Origin of the sequence: Phaeovulum sp. (assembly GCF_030684035.1) — a bacterium.
Lineage (GTDB): Bacteria > Pseudomonadota > Alphaproteobacteria > Rhodobacterales > Rhodobacteraceae > UBA6213.
The window spans coordinates 1-21652 of the sequence record NZ_JAUXPI010000030.1; the positions used below are offsets into that span (position 1 = coordinate 1).

At 65.0% G+C, this 21652-nt stretch carries 16 protein-coding genes; 5 read left to right on the forward strand and 11 right to left on the reverse strand.

Going from position 1 to position 21652, the window contains the following annotated elements:
• Nucleotides 1–147 precede the first annotated feature (147 nt).
• Genes Q8J98_RS07190 through Q8J98_RS07205 form a run of 4 tightly spaced genes read right to left on the reverse strand, consistent with a single transcriptional unit; the run spans nt 148 to nt 5225 of the window.
• The gene (locus tag Q8J98_RS07190; protein ID WP_305183235.1) at nt 148–897 is read right to left on the reverse strand and encodes a DUF502 domain-containing protein; all 750 of its coding nucleotides are present in this window, start codon (nt 895–897) and stop codon (nt 148–150) included.
• 58 nt (nt 898–955) lie between these two features.
• A complete protein-coding gene (locus Q8J98_RS07195; RefSeq protein WP_305293758.1) occupies nt 956–1870 on the reverse strand; it encodes a pseudouridine-5'-phosphate glycosidase in 915 nt (304 codons plus the stop codon).
• Entirely contained in the window at nt 1867–2760 is an 894-nt protein-coding gene (locus tag Q8J98_RS07200) for a PfkB family carbohydrate kinase (RefSeq protein WP_305293759.1), read from the reverse strand. The genes Q8J98_RS07195 and Q8J98_RS07200 overlap by 4 nt, the downstream gene beginning before the upstream one ends.
• A gap of 50 nt (nt 2761–2810) precedes the next feature.
• On the reverse strand, nt 2811–5225 hold the full coding sequence (locus Q8J98_RS07205; protein WP_305293760.1) for a sulfatase-like hydrolase/transferase: 2415 nt from the start codon (nt 5223–5225) through the stop codon (nt 2811–2813).
• A gap of 238 nt (nt 5226–5463) precedes the next feature.
• Here Q8J98_RS07205 and rpsB point away from each other — a divergent pair, with 238 nt between their 5' ends.
• From rpsB to Q8J98_RS07220, 3 genes are all read left to right on the forward strand, one after another.
• On the forward strand, nt 5464–6246 hold the full coding sequence (gene rpsB, locus Q8J98_RS07210) for a 30S ribosomal protein S2 (RefSeq protein ID WP_305293761.1): 783 nt from the start codon (nt 5464–5466) through the stop codon (nt 6244–6246).
• Between the two features lie 73 nt (nt 6247–6319).
• Nucleotides 6320–7198: a translation elongation factor Ts gene (gene tsf, locus Q8J98_RS07215; RefSeq protein ID WP_305293762.1), complete on the forward strand. Its 879-nt coding sequence runs from the start codon at nt 6320–6322 to the stop codon at nt 7196–7198.
• 161 nt (nt 7199–7359) lie between these two features.
• The gene (locus Q8J98_RS07220) at nt 7360–8538 is read left to right on the forward strand and encodes an FAD-binding oxidoreductase (protein WP_305293763.1); all 1179 of its coding nucleotides are present in this window, start codon (nt 7360–7362) and stop codon (nt 8536–8538) included.
• A 3-nt stretch (nt 8539–8541) separates the two neighbouring features.
• On the opposite strand, the gene Q8J98_RS07225 is transcribed toward Q8J98_RS07220, so the two are convergent.
• The gene (locus Q8J98_RS07225; protein WP_305293764.1) at nt 8542–8967 is read right to left on the reverse strand and encodes a TIGR01244 family sulfur transferase; all 426 of its coding nucleotides are present in this window, start codon (nt 8965–8967) and stop codon (nt 8542–8544) included.
• 157 nt (nt 8968–9124) lie between these two features.
• On the opposite strand from Q8J98_RS07225, the gene Q8J98_RS07230 reads away from it, so the two are divergent.
• Both Q8J98_RS07230 and Q8J98_RS07235 read left to right on the forward strand, forming a co-directional pair.
• Nucleotides 9125–9532, forward strand: a complete 408-nt coding sequence (locus tag Q8J98_RS07230; protein ID WP_305293765.1) for a carboxymuconolactone decarboxylase family protein — start codon at nt 9125–9127, stop codon at nt 9530–9532.
• Nucleotides 9533–10504, forward strand: coding sequence for a quinone oxidoreductase (locus Q8J98_RS07235; protein ID WP_305293766.1), 972 nt, complete (start codon nt 9533–9535; stop codon nt 10502–10504).
• A 92-nt stretch (nt 10505–10596) separates the two neighbouring features.
• Here the strand turns inward: Q8J98_RS07235 and Q8J98_RS07240 are convergent, their stop codons facing one another.
• Genes Q8J98_RS07240 through Q8J98_RS07265 form a run of 6 tightly spaced genes read right to left on the reverse strand, consistent with a single transcriptional unit; the run spans nt 10597 to nt 21551 of the window.
• The gene (locus Q8J98_RS07240) at nt 10597–12222 is read right to left on the reverse strand and encodes an alpha-D-glucose phosphate-specific phosphoglucomutase (RefSeq protein WP_305293767.1); all 1626 of its coding nucleotides are present in this window, start codon (nt 12220–12222) and stop codon (nt 10597–10599) included.
• On the reverse strand, nt 12219–14210 hold the full coding sequence (gene glgX, locus Q8J98_RS07245; protein ID WP_305293768.1) for a glycogen debranching protein GlgX: 1992 nt from the start codon (nt 14208–14210) through the stop codon (nt 12219–12221). The genes Q8J98_RS07240 and glgX overlap by 4 nt, the downstream gene beginning before the upstream one ends.
• Nucleotides 14203–15660, reverse strand: coding sequence for a glycogen synthase GlgA (glgA, locus tag Q8J98_RS07250; protein WP_305293769.1), 1458 nt, complete (start codon nt 15658–15660; stop codon nt 14203–14205). Before glgA ends, glgX begins: the two co-directional genes overlap by 8 nt.
• Nucleotides 15661–15704: 44 nt before the next feature.
• Nucleotides 15705–16976: a glucose-1-phosphate adenylyltransferase gene (gene glgC, locus Q8J98_RS07255; protein ID WP_305293770.1), complete on the reverse strand. Its 1272-nt coding sequence runs from the start codon at nt 16974–16976 to the stop codon at nt 15705–15707.
• A gap of 19 nt (nt 16977–16995) precedes the next feature.
• Entirely contained in the window at nt 16996–19149 is a 2154-nt protein-coding gene (gene glgB, locus Q8J98_RS07260; RefSeq protein ID WP_305293771.1) for a 1,4-alpha-glucan branching protein GlgB, read from the reverse strand.
• A gap of 8 nt (nt 19150–19157) precedes the next feature.
• Nucleotides 19158–21551, reverse strand: a complete 2394-nt coding sequence (locus tag Q8J98_RS07265) for a glycogen/starch/alpha-glucan phosphorylase (protein ID WP_305293772.1) — start codon at nt 21549–21551, stop codon at nt 19158–19160.
• Between the last annotated feature and the right edge of the window lie 101 nt (nt 21552–21652).

Sequence of the window (21652 nt, forward strand, 5' to 3'; positions counted from 1 at the left end):
GTCAGATCAAAGCGCGCCATCGACACCTCCCGTGCTGCGGGAAAGTGAATCAGATCTCCGTAACCTTGTGAATCCCCTTTATGAGTATGTGACCTAGGCGTTCGGACCGATCAGCCGGGGATAGTGCGGGCCGGCAGGCGCATCGGCTCAGCCCGCCAGGTCGGCCTTTGCCTTGGCCTTGGCCTTGGCATCGGCCTTTGCTTCCGCCTTGGCTTCTGCCTTTGCCGCCGCAGCCCCCGGCGGGGTTGGATAGACAAGCCCTGCCGAGATTATCAGCTTGGCTGCGTCTTCCACCCCCATATCGAGGTAGATCACGTCTTTTTCAGGCACATAGAGCAGATATCCCGAAGTCGGGTTGGGCGTGGTCGGCAGAAATACCGAAAGGATCGCCTCCCCATGCGGAATTTTTGCGGCGATCTCGCCGCGCGCCAGCGTCGAGACGAAACCGATAGCCCAAACCCCGGGGCGGGGGTATTCAAACATGCAGGCCTTGTCGAAGCTCGCCTCGTTCTGGGCAAAGATCGTTTCCGCAATCTGCTTGATGCCATTGTAGATCGACCGCACCACCGGCATCCGGTCCACCAGATCCTCGCCCCATTGCAGAAGCGATCGGCCGAAAAAGCCCTTGGCCATCCAGCCGACAAGGATCGTGAAGACCAGAAACACGATCACCCCGACACCGCGCAGATTGATCCCGACATATTGCTCGGGCCGCCAGCGCGCTGGAATGAAGGGCAGCACGAAACCATCGATCCAGCCGGTCACGGTCCAGATCAGCCAAAGCGTCAGCCCGATCGGCATGACGACCACCAGACCGGTCAGGAACGATGCGCGAAGCCCCGCGAGCAGGCCGCGGCGGCGCAGGTGCTGCGGTTGGTTTGGTTCGTGCTCGGTCATGTTTTCCCCTGTTCCGCGCCAAACTTAGGCATGACGCCGGGCTGCGGCAATGGGTCGCTCATGCCCCGCGCGCGATTTCTGCGGCAATCGCTGCGCCAAGGCGCGCGTTGGCACGCACCAGCGCAATATTGGCGGCAAGCGAGCGACCGCCGGTCAGCTCGAAAATGCGTGCGAGAAGAAACGGCGTCACCGCTTTTGCGCCAACGCCCTGCGCCTCGGCCTCGGCCAGCGCCTGTTCGATCACCGGGCCGATTTCGGCAGGCGGGATTTCGGCTTCCGGCGGGATCGGATTTGCCACCAGTTGCCCGCCGGGCAGGCCAAGTGCGGCGCGCATCCGATGTGCCGCAGCGATCTCGGCGGCGCTGTCCATCCGCAGGGGGGCCTTCAACCCCGAGTCGCGCGACCAGAAGGCCGGAAAGGCATCTTGCCGGTAGGCGATCACCGGCACGCCCAGGGTTTCAAGCAACTCAAGCGTCTTGGGCAGATCGAGAATTGCCTTGGCCCCCGCCGCAACCACGGTAACCGGAGTTTGCGCCAGTTCGCGGAGATCGGCAGAGATGTCGAAACTCTTCTCCGCCCCCCGGTGCACGCCGCCGATGCCGCCGGTGGCAAAGACCGCGATCCCCGCCAGCCGCGCCGCAATCATCGTTGCCGCAACCGTCGTCGCCCCGGTCGCGCCGCGCGCGAGGCAGACCGCAAGATCGGCGCGGCTCAGCTTCATGGCATCGGGTGTTTGCGCCAGCGCATCGAGTTCTGCCCCGTCAAGACCAATGCGAATCCGCCCGCCGATCACCGCGATGGTCGCCGGCACCGCGCCCGCGGCGCGCACTTCGCCCTCAACGGCGCGGGCGGTTTCGAGATTCTGCGGGTAGGGCATGCCATGGGTGATGATCGTCGATTCGAGCGCGACAGTCGGGGCTCCCGCCCGGCGCGCGGCAGCAACCTCGGGGGAGCAGGCCAGCAGATCATTCATGAGGCAACCTCGCCCGAAATATAGCGCGCCGCCGCTTCCAATGCCGCGGCCAGGGCTTCGGCGCGCGGAGCCCCCCGGATCTCTGCCACCAGATGCGCGGCCATGAAGGTATCTCCCGCGCCGGTCACGCGGGTAACCATGACCGCCGCCGGGAGGCATTCGATCACCCCGGCGCGCGCACCGTCGGCCGCCGCGCGGCCGCCATCGGTTACCAGCACCCGCCGCGCGCCGCGCGCCAGCAGCGCTTCCGCGGCCTCGGCTGCCGAGGCGAAAGCCGACTGGCAAAGCAGCCCCGCCTCTTCAAGGTTCACATAGAGTGTCGCCCGTTCATGCGCGAGCAAGGGCAAAAGCCGTTCGGCCTTGCCGGGACTGGCGGGTGCGACGCGCAGGTCGGCGGCGGCGAAAAGCGGCGAGGCGGCGATATCGCCCAGCAGCGCCTCGGTCAGGTTGCCGTCAAGCGCAATCGGCCCCGCCCATGGCGCGGTGATGCTGCCGAGCCGCCCATCCGCCAGCGGTCGCAGGATCTTGTCGCCCACCGCCTCCAGCGAATGCGCATCGGCAATGGCGGCGATCAGCCCGTTCGCCCCTTCAACCGCCATGTAGCGGTCGGTTGGCAGATCGTCGGAGCGATAGAGATAGTCGCAGACCAGGCCCATCCGCTCGCAGGTTGCCACGAGTTCCGCCCCCTCGCCGTCGCGCCCGATCGTGGAAAGCACCGCTGGCCGGAGCCCGAAGCGCGCCAGCGTCATGGCGATGTTCATTGCCACCCCGCCCGGCAACCGTGCGATCCGACCCGGCACATCGGAGCCCGCGCGCATATGCACCGGCGCGCGGCCGATGATATCCCAGAGGAACGATCCAATGCACAAGATGTCGGGGGCAGCGCTCATGGCGGCACACTACAGCCGGGTATTTGGGCGCACAAGGCAGAGCACCCGGATTACAGCGCACCGACGGCGCCCGCCAGGCAGACCGGCGGCAGGGCCAGATCGACGGCAAACAGCCCCTTGCGTGACATCCGGTAGAGCCCGAAAAACTGGCCCCCTGCATTCGGCGTCACCAATCTGAACCGGTTGGGATAGTAGTTCACCCCCGCGAAAGTGACGCGCTCGACGAAGAGGTCGGTGTCGCCGGTCTGGCCCTCGCCCGCCCATTCGTCGTTGAGAAACTCGATTTCCAGCACCTTCGGGCAACTCGGAGAGTTGGCCCGGAATGGGTAGTTGCTGAACGAGGCGCGCAAGGCCGCGTCCGAAACGACGGCCTCGGCGTTCGAAAGGGCATTGACCACCTCGATGCTGGTCAGCACCTCGCCATCCAGATAGAGCCGCATCCTCGGGGCCGACAGGTAGCTGGTGCCGCTGGCGCGGATTATGATGTCCACCGGGCCCGCCACGGGGTTGGCCGAAACGGTGCCCTCGGCGATGCCGGACCGGTAGGCGGTTTGCCAGACCACCCAGGATGCAAGGTCCTTCATGGATTGCTCGAGCGCGGCGGGATCGGTCTCGGCAAGGTTCACCCTTTCGCGCGGGTCTGCCGCAAGATCGTAAAGAAGGGCCTCGCCGGTATTGGCGTTGAAGATGAATTTCCGGTCGCCGACGCGGAATCCGGTGCGAAAGCCGCCCCATGGCGAGAACAGGAACACACCTTGATGGCGGCCTTCGGAAAAGAAGCTTTGCCCATGCCAGCTGGGCGGCGTTGCAAGCCCGAGCAAGTCGGTGATGGTGGCGGGAACGTCAGGGATGCCGCCGATCATCCGCGCCGTCTCGCCACCCGGAAACAGGCGGGGGTTCAGGAAGGCAAGCGCAACGTGCATGTTCTCTTCCCAGAGACCGGTCGCATGGCCGTACTGGCCGTGTTCGCCGAACGCCTCGCCGTGGTCGCCAAGTACAACAATCAGTGTGCTGTCCAGAAGCTCGCGCTGGCGCAGATCCTCGACCAGCATGCCCAGGCCTTCGTCAATCACCCGGATCGCGTTGAGATAATCGTTTTGGTTCTGGTTCTCGACATAGGATACCGGGTTGGGCCCGGCGAAATAGGGATAATGTGCCATCCCGGTCCAGAGCGTGACGAAGAACGGCGTTGCGGGATCGCTGTCTATCCACTTCATCACCTCGGCGACCGTGCAGAAGTCGTGTTTCTTGTCCAGCGGCTCATCGGTGCCGGTGTATTGCATGCCGCCCAGGGCGCAGTCCCATTCATGCGAGTCGAGCACCAGATCGAAGCCCGCCCTTTCGGCGAAGCCGCCGGCGTTCTGGAACCGCTTGTCATTCGAGTTGAAATAGGCGGTGCGCATCGCGCGGGTTTCCAGCAGCGTGGGCAGACCCACGATCGGCAGATCGTCGCGGCCAACGGTCATGCTCTTGCTCCACAGGTCCGGCTCGATCCCGGCGATGAGCGAAACGAGGGAATAGTTGGAGGCCGGGGCATGTGCGTAGATGTCAGAGAAACGCAGGCCCATCTCGTCGGCCAGGCGGGCGAAGTTCGGCGTCATCTCGAAGTCGCCGCCATAGCCGGTGGCCACCTGGACGCCGACGGATTCCATGACGTAGATGACCACGTTGCGGATGGCAGCCACATCGCCCGCGGGGCGTGGCAGCGCGGTCGCGCGCAGGCCCGCGAATTCGGCCTTGTCGCGCAGCGACGCGCCGCCGCCCAGGGCGGTGGTCACGGTCGCGCCGCCCGGTGCTGGCGAAAAAGCCGACACCACGAATGCAATGACGGGGTTTGCCACCCGCCCCGGCGCGCCTGACGGCCCGGTCATGGCGAGCAGCGCTGAAATGGCCAGCGCCATCGGCGCGACGCGGCGCAGGTGCAGACGATCGACATGTGCCGCAAACAGCCGCGCAAGGCCAAGATATGCCGCCAGCAAGCCAAGCGCGGCAAGGATGCGCGGCAGGGTCAATTCGGAGGCGACCGAGGTCAGCATGAAGGTGCTGTTGCCGAGGTTCGCATAGGCGAGCCAGTCAAGCGTGACCGGCCCGTCCAGCATGGTGACGGCGCGGACATTGGCTAAGGCCAGCAAAAGCAATAGCGACCCGATGCCGAGCAGCGCGGCCCGTACCAGCCGCGCGTTTCCGCGCCAAAGCCAGATCGCCCAGACCAGCCCGGAAAGCGCGGCGGCGACGAGCCAGTCCTGCAGGACCCCTCCGGCCACCATTGCCGCGGCCTGCACTACACCGGTGCCCGCCAACTGCGGCGCAAGAATAACGGCTCGGATCGCCGCCAGGAGCAGGGCCAGCGCTACGCCCGCACCGAGGGCAAGGCGCGGCAGCTGCCCCGCACGGTCAGGGCCGGTCGGACCCGGTGCCGGGAACTCGGCCTCCCGCGATGCGCCATTCTCACCCTGACGTGCCATTTTTCCCCCGTTCTTGCGCGTGCCCGCTTGGCATGGCTAAACTTGCCTGATGCAAGGTTCAAGCATGCTTGGCGGCAACGCGGGGCAGCTTCGGGGTTGCACTGACGGCGCACGGCGTCTATACGCGCCTCACTTCACAGGCGGGGTCGGGTTGATGGGGGAGAAATCCTCATCGGTCCACCGGTTGGGGCGCTTGCCCTGAATGCCCCGCCAAGGCGCAAACCGGAAAGGATATGGAATGGCGCTTCCCGAATTTTCGATGCGTCAGCTTTTGGAAGCTGGCGTACATTATGGCCACCAGAAGGCCCGCTGGAACCCGCGCATGGCGGAGTTCATCTATGGCGACCGCAACGGCATTCACATCATCGACCTGACCCAGACCGTGCCGATGCTCGACGCGGCACTGCAGGTGGTGCGTGACACGGTCGCCAAGGGTGGCCGCATTCTGTTTGTCGGCACCAAGCGGCAGGCGCAAAAGGCGGTGGCAGAGGCCGCCGAGCGCTGCGCGCAGTACTACATGAACCACCGCTGGCTCGGTGGCACGCTGACCAACTGGCAGACCGTGTCGAAGTCGATCCAGCGGCTGAAGCAGATCGACGAGATCATGGCGAACGGTGCCGAGGGCCTGACCAAGAAAGAGCGTCTGGGCATGGAGCGCGAGCAGTCCAAGCTGCAATCGAGCCTTGGCGGCATCCGTGAAATGGGCGGTCTGCCCGACCTTTTGTTCATCATCGACGTGAGCAAGGAAGACCTCGCGATTCTCGAAGCGCAGAAGCTCGGGATTCCGGTGGTTGCGGTGGTCGATACCAACTGCTCGCCGAAGGGCGTGGACTACATCATTCCGGGCAACGACGATGCCGCGCGCGCCATTTCGCTTTACTGCGAACTGGTCAGCCGTGCCGCGCTTGACGGCATGACCGCGCAGATGGGGGCGGCCGGGGTGGACCTTGGCGCGCTCGACGCGGCACCGGTTGACGAGGCGCTGGCGGAAGCCGAACCCGAGGCCGCGCCGCAGGCCTGATCCGGGCCGCATCGATCCAGCAATTGCGGGCGGGGGCATTCCCCGCCTGACCCCATTCAGAGGAGAGCCGCAAATGGCAATCACCGCATCACAGGTGAAAGAACTGCGCGACACCACCGGTGCCGGCATGATGGACGCCAAGAAGGCGCTGACCGAGACCGACGGCGACATGGAAGCCGCAATCGACTGGCTGCGCACCAAGGGCCTGGCCAAGGCCGCGAAGAAATCGGGGCGCATCGCCGCCGAGGGTCTGGTTGGCGTGGCGGTCGAGGGCGGGCAGGGTGTTGCCGTCGAAGTGAACTCGGAAACCGACTTCGTGGCGAAGAACCCCGATTTTCAGAAGATGGTGGCCAGCTTCACCAAAGCCGCGCTTGGCGTGGCCGACATCGACGTGCTGAAATCCGCCGATGTGGACGGCAAGAGCGTGGAAGTGACGCTGACCGAAGCCATTACGGTGATCGGCGAAAACCTTTCACTGCGCCGTCTGGTGCGTGTCGAAGGCGAAACCGTGGTGTCCTATGTGCACAACTCCGCCGCCGCGGGCATGGGCAAGATCGGCGTTTTGGTGGGGCTGAAAGGCAAGGATGCCGGCATCGGCAAACAGATCGCCATGCATATCGCCGCCACCTCGCCCGCCTCGCTGAGCGAAGCCGACCTCGACCCGGCGCTGGTCGAGCGCGAAAAGCAGGTGCTGAGCGATCAGGCCCGCGAATCGGGCAAGCCGGAGGCGGTGATCGAGAAGATGATCGTCGGGCGGATGGCGAAGTTCTTCGAGGAAGTGACGCTGCTTGGGCAGAAATTCGTCATCAACCCCGACGTCACCGTTGCCCAGGCCGCGAAAGATGCCGGCGTGGAGATCACCGGCTTCGCCCGCGTCGCGGTTGGCGAGGGCATCGAGAAACGCAGCGAAGACTTCGCCGCCGAGGTGGCCAAGACGCTGCAAGGTGCCTGAGCCTGGCCCGCTGCACATGAACCCCGCGCGCCGGCCCTGAAAGCGGCCGACGTTTGCATTTTCGCCCGCGCCCCGGGCAAGGCCGGAGCGCCTTGTCAAGCGCCGGATATTTCCACCGCTGTAACAACCTGTTAGGCAGAGACCCGAGTCGGGAGGGCGCGATGGATTTGAAGCCTGATGTTCTGGTGATCGGCGGCGGGGTGATGGGCGCATCGGTCGCCTACTGGATCACCCGCATCGCGCCCGGAACCAGGGTGAGCGTGGTCGAAATGGACCCGAGCTACGCCCGCGCCTCGACCGCGCTTTCGGTCGCCTCGATCCGGTCGCAGTTTTCCAATCCGGTGAATGTGCAGATCAGCCGGTTCGGGCTTGATTTCATCCGCAGTTTCGCGCGCGAAGCGCCCGAGGGCGGTGTGCCCGATCTGGGGTTCAAGGAAAACGGCTATCTGTTCCTGTCTGGCAACCCCGATGCAGCGGCGCTGATGGGCGAGCAAGCGGCGATGCAGCGAAGCCTTGGTGCCGCGACCGAGGTTCTGGACCCTGCCGCCATCGCCGCGCGGTTCCCCTGGCTCAACCTCGACGATGTGGTGGCGGCAACCTTTGGGCGCACCGGGGAGGGCTGGTTTGACAACATGGGCCTGCTTGGCGGTCTGCGGGCGCAGGCACGCGCGCAGGGTGCCGAGTTTGTCACCGACCGCGTCGTGGGGCTGGAACGCGAGGGCGATGCTGTGGTCGCGGCAATTCTGGCGCAGGCGGGACGGGTGGAAGCTGCGGCCTTCGTCAACGCGGCGGGCACGCGGGCGTCGGAGCTGTTGCGCTGGCTCGGCGAGGAATTCCCGGTCGAACCCCGCAAACGCACGGTTTTCGTGATCGATGCGCCAAATGCCCGCCACCCCGAGGCACCGCTTCTGGTTGACCACACCGGGTTTTACCTGCGCCCCGAGCATGGTCAGTGGATCACCGCCACCGTGCCGGCTGAAGACGGCCCCTGCGACGCCGACGATTTCGAGCCTGATCACGCCCAGTTCGAAGAGTTGATCTGGCCCGCGCTTTACGCCCGAGCACCCGGCTTCGATGCGGTCAAGGTCACCCGGTTCTGGGTTGGGCATTACGCCTATAACACGCTCGATCAGAACGCGATTCTGGGCCGCCACCCGGGCTTTCAGAACCTCTACCTTGCCAACGGTTTTTCGGGCCACGGGTTGCAGCAGGCCCCTGCGGTGGGGCGCGGGCTTGCCGAGGTCATTCTGACCGGCGACTGGCAGAGCCTTGATCTTTCGGACCTCGACATGCGGCGGGTGATTGCGCACGAGCCGTTCCTTGAAAAGGCGATCGTCTGAGGCCTATCCGTCGCTGCGCGCGGCGAGCTGCGGCACTAGGCCGGAAAGGTCATAGCCTGCCGCCGTGGTCGCCGCGAGAATGTCGCGCAACGGCAGGTGTGGGGCCTGCGCCATCGCCCAAAGATGGCTCGACCGCGTGCCGGAACGGCAATAGGCAAGAACCGGCCCTTCGTCCTTGGCAAGCGTGGCGGCGAAGGCCTCGACAAGGTCGGGCGTCATCAGGCCCGGAGCATAGGGCAGGCGGTGGTAGGCGAGCCCTGCCGCGCGCGCGGCCACCTCCATTGCCGCATGGCCGAGATCATCGCCGACCTCGGCATCGGGACGGTTGTTGATGAGCGTGCGAAACCCCATAGCGGCAAGTGAGGCAAGTTCGGCGGGCTCGATTTGCGGAGCAACCGCAAAACCGGGCACGATCTGGCGCAGATCCATGCATTTCTCCCTGATGCGCCACCTCGGCGGCGGTGAATTTCGGCGATGTAGATGGCACAAGCGGCGCGCTTGTCAACCGGCGGCGGGCGGAAACTGCCAGCCGCGATTGACCGCAGTGGGGCAGGGTGTCAGGCTCGGTCGAAACGGAGAGCGTTTCATGGCCACCATCACCCCGCCCGCAGACCCCGAATCCGATCCGCGCGTCAGCGCGGTGTTCGCCGATATCCGCGCCACGCGGGGCAGCGACTTCATCAACAATGTCTGGCGCTACCTGGCCTTTGATCCGGCACTGCTGGAGGCGACATGGGCCGAGGTGAAGGCGGTGATGGCGACACCTTCAGCGCTCGATCCGAAAATGAAGGAAATGATCTATGCCGCTGTTTCCATTGCCAATGCCTGTGATTACTGCACCCACAGCCACCTTGCCGCCGCGCGTGCCAAGGGGATGACACCGGCAGAACAGGCCGATTTCTTTCGCGTCGTTGCGTCTGCCGGGAAAACAAACCACCTTCTCAATGCCTTGCGGGTGCCAGTTGATGCGGCTTTCCTGATGGAGGACAAGTGAATGGCCTATGCGATTGCCTTGAAGGCGGCGGGCGGCACCGATCAGTTTCACCGCATCGAGTTCGATATTCCACGCCCCGGACCGGGTGAGGTAACCTTAAGACAAACCGCCATCGGTCTGAATTTCATTGATATTTATTTCCGCATGGGCATCTATCCATGGCCTGTTCCGCACGATCTCGTCACCGGCTCGGAGGCTGCCGGGGTGATCGAGGCAGTGGGCGAGGGCGTCAGCCTGCGCGTCGGCCAGCGCGTTGCCTACACAACGCCAAATGGCGCCTACGCGAGCCATCGCACCTTGTCCGCCGCGCAGGCGGTGCCGCTGCCCGATGAAATCAGCGACGAGGTGGCCGCTGCGGTCATGCTGAAGGGTCTGACCGCGCATTACCTCATACATCATTCATTCCCCGTAACACCCTCAGACACCGTGCTTTTTCACGCTGCGGCAGGTGGGGTTGGGCTGCTTGCCGGGCAATGGCTTGCGGCCAAGGGTGTGCGCGCTATCGGCACCGCGGGAGGTGCTGCCAAATGCGCGCTGGCACGGGCGCATGGCTACGGCGAGGTGATCGACTACCGGGTGAAGGACTTTGTGCCCGAGGTGATGCGGCTGACCGACGGCCTTGGCGTCGCTGCCGTCTATGATTCGATCGGTGCCGATACCGTGCTGAAATCGCTGGAGGTCCTGCAACCCTTTGGCACATTGGTGAGCTTTGGCCAATCTTCCGGCGCGCCTGACAATCTGCGCGTCTCGCATCTGGCGCGCGCCAGCCTGCGGCTTACGCGGCCAACGCTGTTTCATCACACGCGGGTTCAGGGGTGGTTGGCACGGGCATCTGCCGAGATGTTCGCAATGATTGCTTCGGGTGCCATCAAGGTTGAGATTGCCCAGCGTTTTCCGCTTGCTGCGGTTGGTTCCGCACATGAAGCGCTGGCCGGGCGGCAAACCACGGGGTCAACGATTCTTGTGCCTTAGCGCGCATGACCGATACTTAGTTTACATATACTTAGTTTACATAATACTGCTTATCGGACTTATGTAAGCCGGTTATGTTGCGGTGCCCGACGTCATGTTACCACGTCCGGGCCTTTGCGGCCGCTCCGCCGACAAATGCCCACCAGTGCTTCGACCGCCTGCGCAATCGGTGCAAGTGCCGCCTGCGGATCGTCGGCCAGCCCATCCGGCCCCGGCGCGTAGCGTTCGAGGTAAAGCCGCAAGGTCGCCCCCTCGGTTCCGGTGCCCGAGAGGCGCAGGACCGCGCGCGCGCCGCCCTCGAACAGCAGCCGCAGCCCCTGCCCCTCTGACACCGCGCCGTCCACCGGGTCGGTATAGGCAAACTCATCAGCAGAGAAAATCCGCAGCCCTGCCACGGATCGCCCGGCAAGCGCGCCAAGCCCGGCGCGCAGATCGGCAAGCATCGCCTCGGCAGTTGCGATTGGCATCGCCTCGTAATCATGGCGCGAATAATAGGTGCGCCCGAAGCGCACCCAATGTTCGGCAAGCACCTCTGCCACCGATTTTCCGGTCGCGGCAAGAATCGAAAGCCACATCAGCACCGCCCAGAGCCCGTCTTTCTCGCGCACATGGTCAGAACCGGTGCCAAAGCTTTCCTCGCCGCAAAGCGTCACCCGGCCCGCATCAAGTAGATTGCCGAAGAACTTCCAGCCGGTCGGGGTCTCGTAGCAAGCAATTCCCAGCGCCTCGGCGACCCTGTCCACCGCCGCCGAAGTGGGCATCGAGCGGGCTACACCCTTCAGGCCGCCCGCGTAGCCGGGGGCTAGCTGCATCTGCGCGGCGATCACCGCGAGGCTGTCGGAAGGGCTTACATAGGTGCCACGGCCAAGGATCATGTTGCGGTCGCCGTCGCCATCGGAGGCGGCACCAAAATCGGGTGCGTCGGGTGCCATCATTGCCGCCATCAGCTCATGCGCCCAGGTCGGGTTCGGGTCGGGGTGCATTCCGCCGAAATCCGGCAAGGGCCGGGCATGGACCACGGAGCCGGGGGCTGCCCCCAGCCGGTGCTCGAAAATCTCCACCGCATAGGGGCCGGTGATCGCGTTCATGCTATCGATCCGGGCGCTGAAGCCCGCATGAAACAGGCTTCGCAACGCTTTGAAATCGAAGAGGGTTTCCATCAGGTCGGCGTAAGCGGAAACCGGGTCTACCACCTCGACGACCATCGCCCCAATCCGCTTTTCGCCCAAGCTGGCAAGGTCGATGTCGGCGGTGTCGGCCTTGCGGTATTCGGTAATTTCAAGCGTCGCGGCAAAAATCGCCTCGGTCACCACCTCGGGCGCGGGGCCACCGTTTGCCGTGTTGTATTTCACCCCGAAATCCTCGTCGGGCCCGCCGGGGTTGTGGCTGGCGGAAAGGATCAGCCCGCCATCGGCGCGCCGGAGCCGGATCAGATGCGAGGCGGCGGGCGTGGAAAGCCAGGCACCCTGCCCCACGATCACCCGCGCAGCACCGTTCGCCGCCGCCATCTTCAAGATCACCTGCGCGGCTTCAAGCCCGAAATAGCGCCCGTCGCCGCCAAGCACGAAGGTCTTGCCCTCTGCGCCGCCGATTGCATCGAAGGTCGCCTGCACGAAGTTTTCGAGGTAGCCGGGGGTCATGAACACGCGGGTTTTCTTGCGCAGTCCCGAGGTGCCGGGTTTCTGGCCTGCAATGGCCTGGGTCGGGTGGCGCATCATGACCTCTCAAAAAAAAGTTGAACCGACTGGGCGGCAAGTTCGCTGCTGGCACCCGCAGGCAATTCTGGCGCATCCGGGCAGGCAGAGTCGAGCACCAGATCCCAGGCCCCGGGGGGAAGCACCACGCGGCAGGCACCGCCCGCGTTGAAGGCGGCAAAGGCGGCGCGCGGGTTTTCTCCGCCCTCCGCAGCGCCACGAAGCTCGATGCAAAGGCAGTGCGCGGCGGGGTTGTGCCAATCGTCCGCTGTCGGCTCGCTGCCCGAAGGCAGCCGCCAGACCAGATCGCGCAGGCCATCGGCGCGCTTGCGGGCATGCAGGAAGCGTTGCTGGCGCAGCACCGGATTGGCCGCGCGCAAGCCTGCAAGCCGCGCAACATAGGCCGCAAGCGCCGCGTCGCCCGGCCAATTCACCCAAGAGGTGGCGTTGTCTTGTGCATAGGCGTTGTTGTTGCCGCCCTGGCTGTTGCCAATCTCGTCGCCTGCAAGCCACATCGGCGTGCCCTGCGCGAAGAAAAGCGAGGCCAGCATCGCCCGTTTTCGCGCCTCTCGGGCGGCCATGACCGCCGGGTCGTCGCTTGCCCCCTCGTGGCCGAAGTTGGCAGAAAAATTCTCGCCATGCCCGTCGCGGCCACCCTCGCCATTCGCCATGTTGTGATTTTTGCTAAAGGATACAATGTCATGCAGCGTGAACCCATCATGCGAGGCGAGGTAGTTGACCGACGCCGTTGCGGCCCGCCCGCCCTTGTCGAAGGTCTCGGCGCTGCCTGCAAGGCGGCGCGCCAGATCCGGCAGCATGCCCGCATCCCCCCGCCAGAAGCGGCGCAGGCCATCGCGGAAGCGGTCGTTCCATTCGGCAAAGGGCGGCGGGAATTCGCCAAGCCGGTAGCCCGCATGCCCCAGATCCCACGGCTCGGCGATCAGCTTCAGCCGGGAAAGAACCGGGTCCTTCCGCAGCGCCGAAAGCATCGGCCCGGCGGCCTCGAACCCGCCCTTGGCCCCGCGGCCAAGCGTGGTAGCCAGATCGAAGCGAAAACCGGCAACCCCGAGCGCCGCCCAATGCCGCAGGCTGTCAAGCACCAGCCGCCGCACCACCCGTTGCGACATATCGAGCGTGTTGCCGCAGCCGGTATCGTTGACATAGCCGCCATCGTGCAGGCGGTAATAGCTCGCGTTGTCGATGCCGCGAAAGGCAAGCGTCGGGCCGTTCTGGTCGCCCTCGCCGGTGTGGTTGAAGACCACATCAAGGATCACTTCAATCCCGGCACCGCGCAGCCCGCCAATCATTGCGGCAAAACTTTCCGGGCCACCGTAGCGCGGATCGGGGGCGAAAAAGCCGAGGCTCTGATAGCCCCAGTAGTTGCGCAGGCCCCTCTCGACCACGAAACGGTCGTCGATGAAGGCATGCACCGGCAGCAGTTCCAGCGCGGTTACACCGAGCCTGCTGAAATGCTCCAACATCGCGGGGGCGGCAAGCCCGGCGTAGGTGCCGCGCAGCGCTGCGGGCACTTCGGGGTGCTCGGCGGTCAGCCCCTTCACATGCGCCTCGCAAATCACCGTTTCGCTCCAGCTTCGTTGCGGCACCGGGGCAAGCGGTGCCACGGGGGCCATGACCACCGACTTTGGCACCAGTGCCGCGGTATCGCGCCCCTGCCCCATCAAGCCTGCGCTCCAGCGCAAGGGTGCGCTCAGGGCGCGCGCATAGGGGTCGAGCAGCAGCTTGGCCGGATCGAAGCGGTGGCCGATGCGCGGGGCCCAGGGCCCGTGGACGCGAAAACCGTATTCTGCCCCCGGCCCCAGCCCCGGCACGAAGCCCTGCCAGATGCCCCCCTCGCCCGCCGAAAGCTCCAGCCGCCGCTCTTGGTCGGCATCGAACAGGCAGAGTTCCACCCGTTCCGCATGGGCGGAAAAGAGCGAAAAATGCACACCCCCAGCCTCGGGGATGGCCCCCAAGGCAGGCGCAGGCCCCGCGCCGATGTCTTGGTCAGCCACGCTTCAGCCCCTCGTAAAGTGCTGCGTAGCGCGCCGCCGAAGCGGCCCAGCCAAAATCGGCCTTCATCCCCCGGCGCTGCATCCGGCCCCATTCGGCGCTGTCGGCGTAAAGGCCCGAAAGCTTGCGCAGGGCCTGGCGAAGCGCCAGCGCATCGACCGGGTGGAACACCACGCCGGTTGCCGCCGCCGCAGCAAGGCTTGCGGATGTGGCGCCGATCACCGTATCGGCAAGCCCCCCCACCGCCGAAACCACCGGCACGCAGCCATAGCGCAGACCCATCATCTGGGTGAGGCCGCAGGGCTCGAAACGCGATGGCACCAGCACCGCATCGCCGCCGGCAAACATCCGGTGGCTCAGCGCCTCGTCATAGCCGATCCGCAGCCCGACCCGCCCCGGGTGCCGTGCCGCAAGGCCTTGCAGCGCCGCCTCGGCCCATGGCTCGCCCGCGCCAAGCACGCAAAGCCCGCCGCCCGCCGCAAGAAATTCGGCAACCGCCTCGGGCACAATGTCGATGCCCTTTTGATGGGTGAGGCGGCTGACCAGAATAGCCAGCGGCCCCGGCACCTTGGCGAGGCCGAATTCGGCCAGAAGCTGCGCACGATTGCGTGCCTTCAGCGCCAGCTTGCGCGCCGAAAAGGGCTCTATCGCCGCATCGGTTTCGGGGTTCCAGACCGCATCATCAATCCCGTTCAGGATGCCCTGCACCACCCCGGCCCGCGCCGCAATGACACCTTCCAGCCCGAGGCCGAACTCGGGCCGCATCAGCTCGTCGGCATAGCGCGGCGACACCGTGGTGATTGCATCCGCTGCAACCAGCCCCGCCTTCAGCGCCGAAATATTGCCCCAGTATTCCACCCCTTCGGGGACGAACGCCTCTGGCGGCAGCCGCAGCGCGGCGCGCCGCTCGGCCCCGGCAATCCCTTGAAAAGCAATGTTGTGCACCGTCATCACCGAAGGCACGGCAATGCCGCGGTAGCGCAGATAGGCGGGCGCAAATCCCCCCTGCCAGTCGTGGGCATGCACGATATCCGGTTTCCAGCCCGCGGCGTCGCCGCCCTGCGCCAGATCGGCGGCCACCCAGCAGAGCGCCGCGAAACGTTCCGGATTGTCGCGAAAATCGCCCGAACCATCGGAATAGGGCCCGCCGAGGCGCGCGAACAGATGCGGCGCTTCCAGCGCCAGGATCTCGACCCCCGCGACCTCGCCCAGAACCACCCGTGCGGCACCGCCAAAGAGATCGTCCGAGGCCCAGACCTCGCGGGAACGGGCGCGCGGGCGGTCAAGCTTTGCCAGCACCCCCGGATAGGCGGGGATGAGCACCCGCATCTGCCAGCCATGCGCCGCAAGCGCCCCCGGCAGCGCCCCCACCACATCCGCAAGACCGCCGGTTTTCACCAGTGGCACGCATTCCGATGCTACCGAAAGCACCCGCCCGCCCATCTTGCGCATCTCCCTATCCGTCCCTGTCCAATCACCCCCGGGCAAGCGGCCCGCTAGCCCAGGGCATGTGCGCGCGCCGCAAGCATGGTTTTGGTGATCAGCACGATCCCGCCGGCGCTTACCCGAAACCAGCGCGCATCTTCCTCGGGGTCTTCGCCCACCACCAGCCCAGGCGGAACCGTCACCCCGCGGTCGAGCACGCAGCGCGCCAGCCGCGCGCCCCGGCCGATATCTGCATAGGGCAGCGCCACCACATGGTCGAGCGTCGCGTAGCTGTGGGTGCGGCAGCCGGTGAACAGCAGCGAATTGCGAACCTCCGACCCCGAAACGATGCAATCCCCCGAAACCAGCGAGGAAACCGCCATGCCCCGCCGCCCGATCTCGTCATGGATGAATTTTGCCGGTGGCACGATTTCGGCATAGGTCCAGATCGGCCAGGCGTTGTCGTAAAGATCGAGCTTGGGGGTGAATTCTGTCAGGTCGATATTGGCCTGCCAGAACGCGTCGATGGTGCCGACGTCGCGCCAGTAAGGTTCGGTTTCGAGCCCGCTTGTCACGCAGGATTCCGAAAAGCGATGCGCCATCGCCTTGCCGTTCCGCACGATCGCCGGAATGAGGTCATTGCCGAAATCATGGCTTGAATTCGTATCCGCCGCATCGCTGAGCAGCAGGTTGCGCAGAAAATCCCAGTCGAAGACGTAAATCCCCATTGACGCGAGTGTGCTATCGGGATCGCCCGGCATCCCCGGCGGATCGGCGGGCTTTTCAAGAAAAGCGGTGACCCGCCCCATCGCGTCCACATCCATCACGCCAAAGGCCGAGGCTTCGGAGCGCGGCACGGTCAGGCAGCCGATCGTGACATCGGCACCAGTGGCGACGTGCTGTTGCAGCATCACCTCGTAATCCATCTTGTACACATGGTCGCCTGCCAGCACGACGACATACCTGACCTTGTAACTATCGACGATGTCGATGTTTTGCGTCACCGCATCGGCGGTGCCAAGATACCACTGATTTTCGCTCACCCGCTGGCTCGCGGGCAGAATGTCGAGGTATTCGTTGCGCTCGGCACGGAAAAAGCTCCAGCCGCGTTGCATGTGGCGGATCAGGCTGTGCGCCTTGTATTGGGTGGCAATCGCCATCTTGCGAATGCCCGAGTTGAGCGCGTTCGACAGGGCAAAGTCGATGATCCGCGCCTTGCCGCCGAAATAGACGGCGGGCTTGGCGCGGGTGTCGGTCAGTTCCTTCAGGCGGCTGCCACGCCCGCCAGCCAGCACGAATGCCATCGCCTGGCTGGAAAGCCGGGTGTTTGGTTGCGGTTTCATCACTCCCCCTTTCCGGCCCTCAGCCGGGACTGAACATCACTACCGAAAGCGGCGGCAGGTAGAACGCGCCGCTCTGCGCCCTGCCCCGCCAGCCGTGTTGCTGCGCCTTGACCGCGCCCATGTTGCCACGGTTCGCGCCGCCATAATGCGCGCTGTCGGTATTCATCACCTCATGCCAGGCACCGCCTTGACTGAGGCCAAGCCGGTACCCAACGCGCTCGATCGGGGTCAGGTTTGCCACCACCAGCACCGGAGCCGCGCCGGGCGCGTGGCGCTCGAAAGCATAGACGGAATTTGCCGCGTCATCCGCCTCGACCCATTCGAACCCCTCGGCGCGGCAATCGCCCCAATGCAGCGCCGGGGTTTCACGGTAGAGCCGGTTGAGATCGCGCACGAGGTTCTGCACGCCCCGGTGCGCGGGCACATCGAGCAGATGCCAGTCAAGCTGCCCCGCCTGCGCCCATTCACGCAACTGGCCGAACTCCTGCCCCATGAAGAGCAGCTTCTTGCCCGGATGTCCCCACATCATGCCAAGAAAGGCGCGCAGATTGGCGAATTTTTCGCCCTCCAGCCCCGGCATCCTGCCAAGCAGGCTGCCCTTGCCGTGCACCACCTCGTCATGGCTCAGAGGAAGGATGAAGTTTTCGCTCCAGGCATAGGAACTTGCAAAGGTAATTTCGTTGTGATGGTGGCGGCGATGGACCGGATCGCGGGCGAAATAGCGCAGCCAGTCGTTCATCCAGCCCATGTTCCACTTGTAGCCAAAGCCCAAACCGCCCGCATGCACCGGCCTTGAGACCCCGGGGTAGGACGTGCTTTCCTCGGCAATCGTCATGATCCCCGGCGCGCCGCCGTAGGCCGCCGCGTTCATCTCTTGCAAAAATGCAATGGCTTCAAGGTTTTCGCGCCCGCCCTTGACGTTTGGCACCCACTCGCCCGCAGGCCGCGAATAGTCGCGGTAGAGCATCGAGGCGACCGCATCCACGCGCAACCCGTCGAGATGATATTCCTCCAGCCAGAACAGCGCGTTGGCCAGAAGATAATTGGCCACCTCACGGCGACCGTAGTTGAAGATCAGGGTGTTCCAGTCGCGGTGGAAGCCCTCGCGCGGGTCGGCGTGTTCGTAAAGCGAGGTGCCGTCGAAATGCGCCAGCCCGTGCGCGTCGGTCGGAAAATGCCCCGGCACCCAATCGAGGATGACCCCAAGCCCCTTGCGATGCGCCGCATCGACCAGCGCCGCGAACTCCTCCGGCCGACCGTGGCGGATGGTCGGGGCGTAAAGGCCAACCGGCTGATAGCCCCAACTGCCGTCGAACGGGTGCTCGGTGATCGGCAGGAACTCGATATGCGTAAAGCCAAGATCATCGATGTAATCAACAAGTTGCGAGGCGACTTCAAAGTAACTCAGCGGCCTGCCGCCCTCTGCCGCGACGCGCCGCCAGCTGCCCAGATGCACCTCGTATACCGAGATCGGAGCACCGATGCTGGCGGCTTCGGCGCGCCGCCCCAGCCAGCCGCCATCGGCCCAGACATGCCGCCCGAGCGCGCGCACCACCGAAGCGGTCTGCGGCGGATGCTCGGCCCCAAAGCCCAAAGGGTCGGCTTTCAGTGCCTGCAGGCGGCCATCGTGCCCCAGAATTTCGTATTTATAGGCCTCGCCTTCCGCCAGCCCCGGCAGAAAGATTTCCCAAACCCCGGTCGCGCCGCGCTTGCGCATCTGATGCCGCCGACCATCCCAGTTGTCGAACGCCCCGACCACCGAAACCCGGCGCGCATTGGGGGCCCAGACCGCAAAATGCACCCCTGCCACGCCCTCATGGGTGGTCAGATGCGCGCCGAGCACCTGCCAGAGGCGGCGGTGACGGCCTTCGCCGATCAGGTATTCATCGATCTCGCCAAGAACCGGGCCAAAGCGGTAGGGATCCTCGAATTCCCAAATCCCGGCGGCACCTTCGGCGCGCAGCCGGTAGGGGGCTGCTTCGGGCCAGTCGCCAGCAAAAACGCCGGGCGCGGCGGTTTTCAGCTCGACCGTTTCGGTGCCCAGGGCCCATAGCCGCGCCGCGTCGGGCACCAAAGCCACAATCTGCCCGCCATGCGCCCCCAGCACCGAAAACGGGTCCGCGTGCCGCCCCTCGGCCAAGGCCCGCGCCGTCGTGGCGTCCAGTCGTGCCATGCCGTCCCCTATAGCGCTGATACCGTGCCCCAAATGCCTGTCATGTAGTCGCGGATTGCGCGGTCCGAAGAAAAATACCCCATCCGCGCGGTATTGAGCGCCGCCATCCGCCACCAGCGGTCAGGCTCGGCGAAAGCTGCCTCTACCTGCGCCTGCGCTGCATCATAGGCGGCAAAATCAGAAGCCACGAGGAAATAGTCGGAATTCCAGATGTTGTGCACAAGGCCGTGGTAGCGCCCCGGTTCGCCGGGGCTGAAGCGGCCCTCGGCGATCATCTGCAACACGTCCTGCAAGGGCTGGCTGGCAAGGATCGCCCTGCGCGCGTGTTCGGGGTCGCGCCGACGTTCTGCCACCTCGGTCGCGGTGAGGCCGAACAGAAAGAAGTTTTCGGTGCCGACCTCATCGCGGATTTCCACATTGGCACCATCCAGCGTGCCGATGGTCAGCGCGCCGTTCAGCGCAAATTTCATGTTGCCGGTGCCCGAGGCTTCCTTGCCGGCGGTTGAAATCTGCTCGGAAAGGTCGGCGGCGGGCACCAGACGCTCGGCCATGCTGACGTTGTAGTTCTCGGGATAGACAATCTGAAGCGCGTCGCGGGTTTTCGGGTCCGCATTAATTACTAACGCGACATCATTGATAAGACGGATTATTTCCTTTGCGGCATGGTAGCCCGGCGCGGCCTTGCCGCCGAAGATCCGCAGCCTCGGCACAGCCGAGCCCGGGGCATCGCGCAGCCTTTGCCAATGCGCGATGCATTGCAGGATGTTGAGCAACTGGCGTTTGTATTCATGCACCCGCTTGACCTGCACATCGAAGATCGCATCGGGGTTGACCGTCAGCCCCTGGGTCGCGCCGATCCAGGCCGCGAGCGCGGCCTTGTTGGCGCGCTTGGCGGCGGCGAAATCGGCGCGAAAGCCCGCATCTTCAACAAAGGGTTGCAGTGCCGCAAGGCGGTCGAGATCGGCCTCCCAGCCCGGCCCGATGCTGCGGGTAATGAGGCCCGAGAGCGCCGGATTGGCCATCCGCAGCCAGCGCCGGGGGGTGACGCCGTTGGTCACATTCACCACCCGGCCCGGGTGCAAAGCGTCAAGCTCAGGGAAAAGCGAGGTCTTCACCAGCTCGGTATGCAACTTTGAAACACCGTTGACCCGGTGCGAGGTAACAAAGGCCAGATCCCCCATCCGCACTTCGTGGTGCTTCACGATGCCAACATAATGCGGCCGCGTCGGGTGGCGCGTCGCGTGCCAGGCGTCGATCTCTTCGATGATCTGCATATGGCGCGGCAGCACCGAACCCATGAGATAGGTCGCCCAGCGTTCCAGCGCCTCGGGCAGAAGCGTGTGGTTGGTGTAGCCAAGGCAGGCGACCGCAATTTCGATGGCGGCAGCAAATTCCATCCCGTGCACATCAACCAGCAGCCGGATCAACTCGGGCCCGGCCAATGCCGGGTGGGTGTCGTTCATCTGGATCGCCGCATGCGCGGGCAGATCGCCGAGCGCAAAACCACCGGCAAGGTGGCGGCGCAGAATATCTTGCAGCGCCGAGGAGACGAGGAAGTATTCCTGCTTCAGCCGCAATTCCTTGCCCTGAAAGGTGGTGTCGTCGGGGTAGAGCACCCGGCTCAGCGTGCGTGCCAAAGCTTCGGGCTCGGCGGCGGCGGCGTAATCGCCGTGGTTGAAGCGGGCAAGGTCGAAAAGCGTTGTCGGCTTGGCGCTCCAGAGCCGCAGGGTGTTGGCCCATCGCCCGCCCCAGCCGATCACCGGCGTGTCATGCGCCTCGGCGCGCACGGTTTCGGACGGGGTCCAGACGGCGCGACCGGCAAGCCGCGTGACCTCGCCGCGAAAACCGACCAGATAGGCGGATTCGGGGCGCTCGAACTCCCACGGGTGGCGTTGGGTCAGCCAGGTTTCCGCCTGTTCGCGCTGCTCGCCGCCTTCGATGCTTTGGCGGAAAAGCCCGTGTTCGTAGCGAATGCCGTAGCCGTAGCCGGGGCAGCCGAGCGTGGCCATGCTTTCCATGTAGCACGCCGCAAGCCTCCCGAGCCCGCCGTTGCCAAGCGCCGCGTCAGGCTCCTCGCCCACCAGTTCGCTGAAATCAACCCCGAGCCCGGCAAGCGCCTCGCTGGCAGCATCGCGCAGACCAAGGTTGATCGCCGCATCTTCAAGCATGCGCCCGACGAGAAATTCCATCGACAGGTAATAAACCCGCTTGGCCCCGGTTTCCCAGGTGCGCCGGGTGGCGGCAAACCACGGCTCCACGATGCGGTCGCGCAGCGCAAAGGAAAGCGCCATCCGCCAATCATAGGCCGAGGCATGCGCGGCATCCTTGCCCATGGTGAAAGTCAGGTGCCGCACGATGTCGGCGCGCAGCGACGTGTTGGTGATAGCGTTAACATATGACAAGGTGGCCGGGCCTTCCAAAGCGGTTTGGATACCTTTCTGCAACTCTCGCACCCGCCACGTCAAGCGTGCTGAAGGGGAATCGTTTCGCCCGCGCCGGGTCG

Coding starts and splice junctions, on each gene's coding strand:
- Q8J98_RS07200 (WP_305293759.1), bottom strand. CDS start 2,760: ATGAGCGCTGCCCCCGACATCTTGTGCATTGGATCGTTCCTCTGGGAT.
- Q8J98_RS07195 (WP_305293758.1), bottom strand. CDS start 1,870: ATGAATGATCTGCTGGCCTGCTCCCCCGAGGTTGCTGCCGCGCGCCGG.
- Q8J98_RS07225 (WP_305293764.1), bottom strand. CDS start 8,967: ATGGATCTGCGCCAGATCGTGCCCGGTTTTGCGGTTGCTCCGCAAATC.
- rpsB (WP_305293761.1), top strand. CDS start 5,464: ATGGCGCTTCCCGAATTTTCGATGCGTCAGCTTTTGGAAGCTGGCGTA.
- glgB (WP_305293771.1), bottom strand. CDS start 19,149: ATGGCACGACTGGACGCCACGACGGCGCGGGCCTTGGCCGAGGGGCGG.
- Q8J98_RS07235 (WP_305293766.1), top strand. CDS start 9,533: ATGGCCTATGCGATTGCCTTGAAGGCGGCGGGCGGCACCGATCAGTTT.
- Q8J98_RS07205 (WP_305293760.1), bottom strand. CDS start 5,225: ATGGCACGTCAGGGTGAGAATGGCGCATCGCGGGAGGCCGAGTTCCCG.
- tsf (WP_305293762.1), top strand. CDS start 6,320: ATGGCAATCACCGCATCACAGGTGAAAGAACTGCGCGACACCACCGGT.
- Q8J98_RS07240 (WP_305293767.1), bottom strand. CDS start 12,222: ATGATGCGCCACCCGACCCAGGCCATTGCAGGCCAGAAACCCGGCACC.
- glgC (WP_305293770.1), bottom strand. CDS start 16,976: ATGAAACCGCAACCAAACACCCGGCTTTCCAGCCAGGCGATGGCATTC.
- Q8J98_RS07190 (WP_305183235.1), bottom strand. CDS start 897: ATGACCGAGCACGAACCAAACCAACCGCAGCACCTGCGCCGCCGCGGC.
- glgA (WP_305293769.1), bottom strand. CDS start 15,660: ATGCGCAAGATGGGCGGGCGGGTGCTTTCGGTAGCATCGGAATGCGTG.
- Q8J98_RS07230 (WP_305293765.1), top strand. CDS start 9,125: ATGGCCACCATCACCCCGCCCGCAGACCCCGAATCCGATCCGCGCGTC.
- Q8J98_RS07220 (WP_305293763.1), top strand. CDS start 7,360: ATGGATTTGAAGCCTGATGTTCTGGTGATCGGCGGCGGGGTGATGGGC.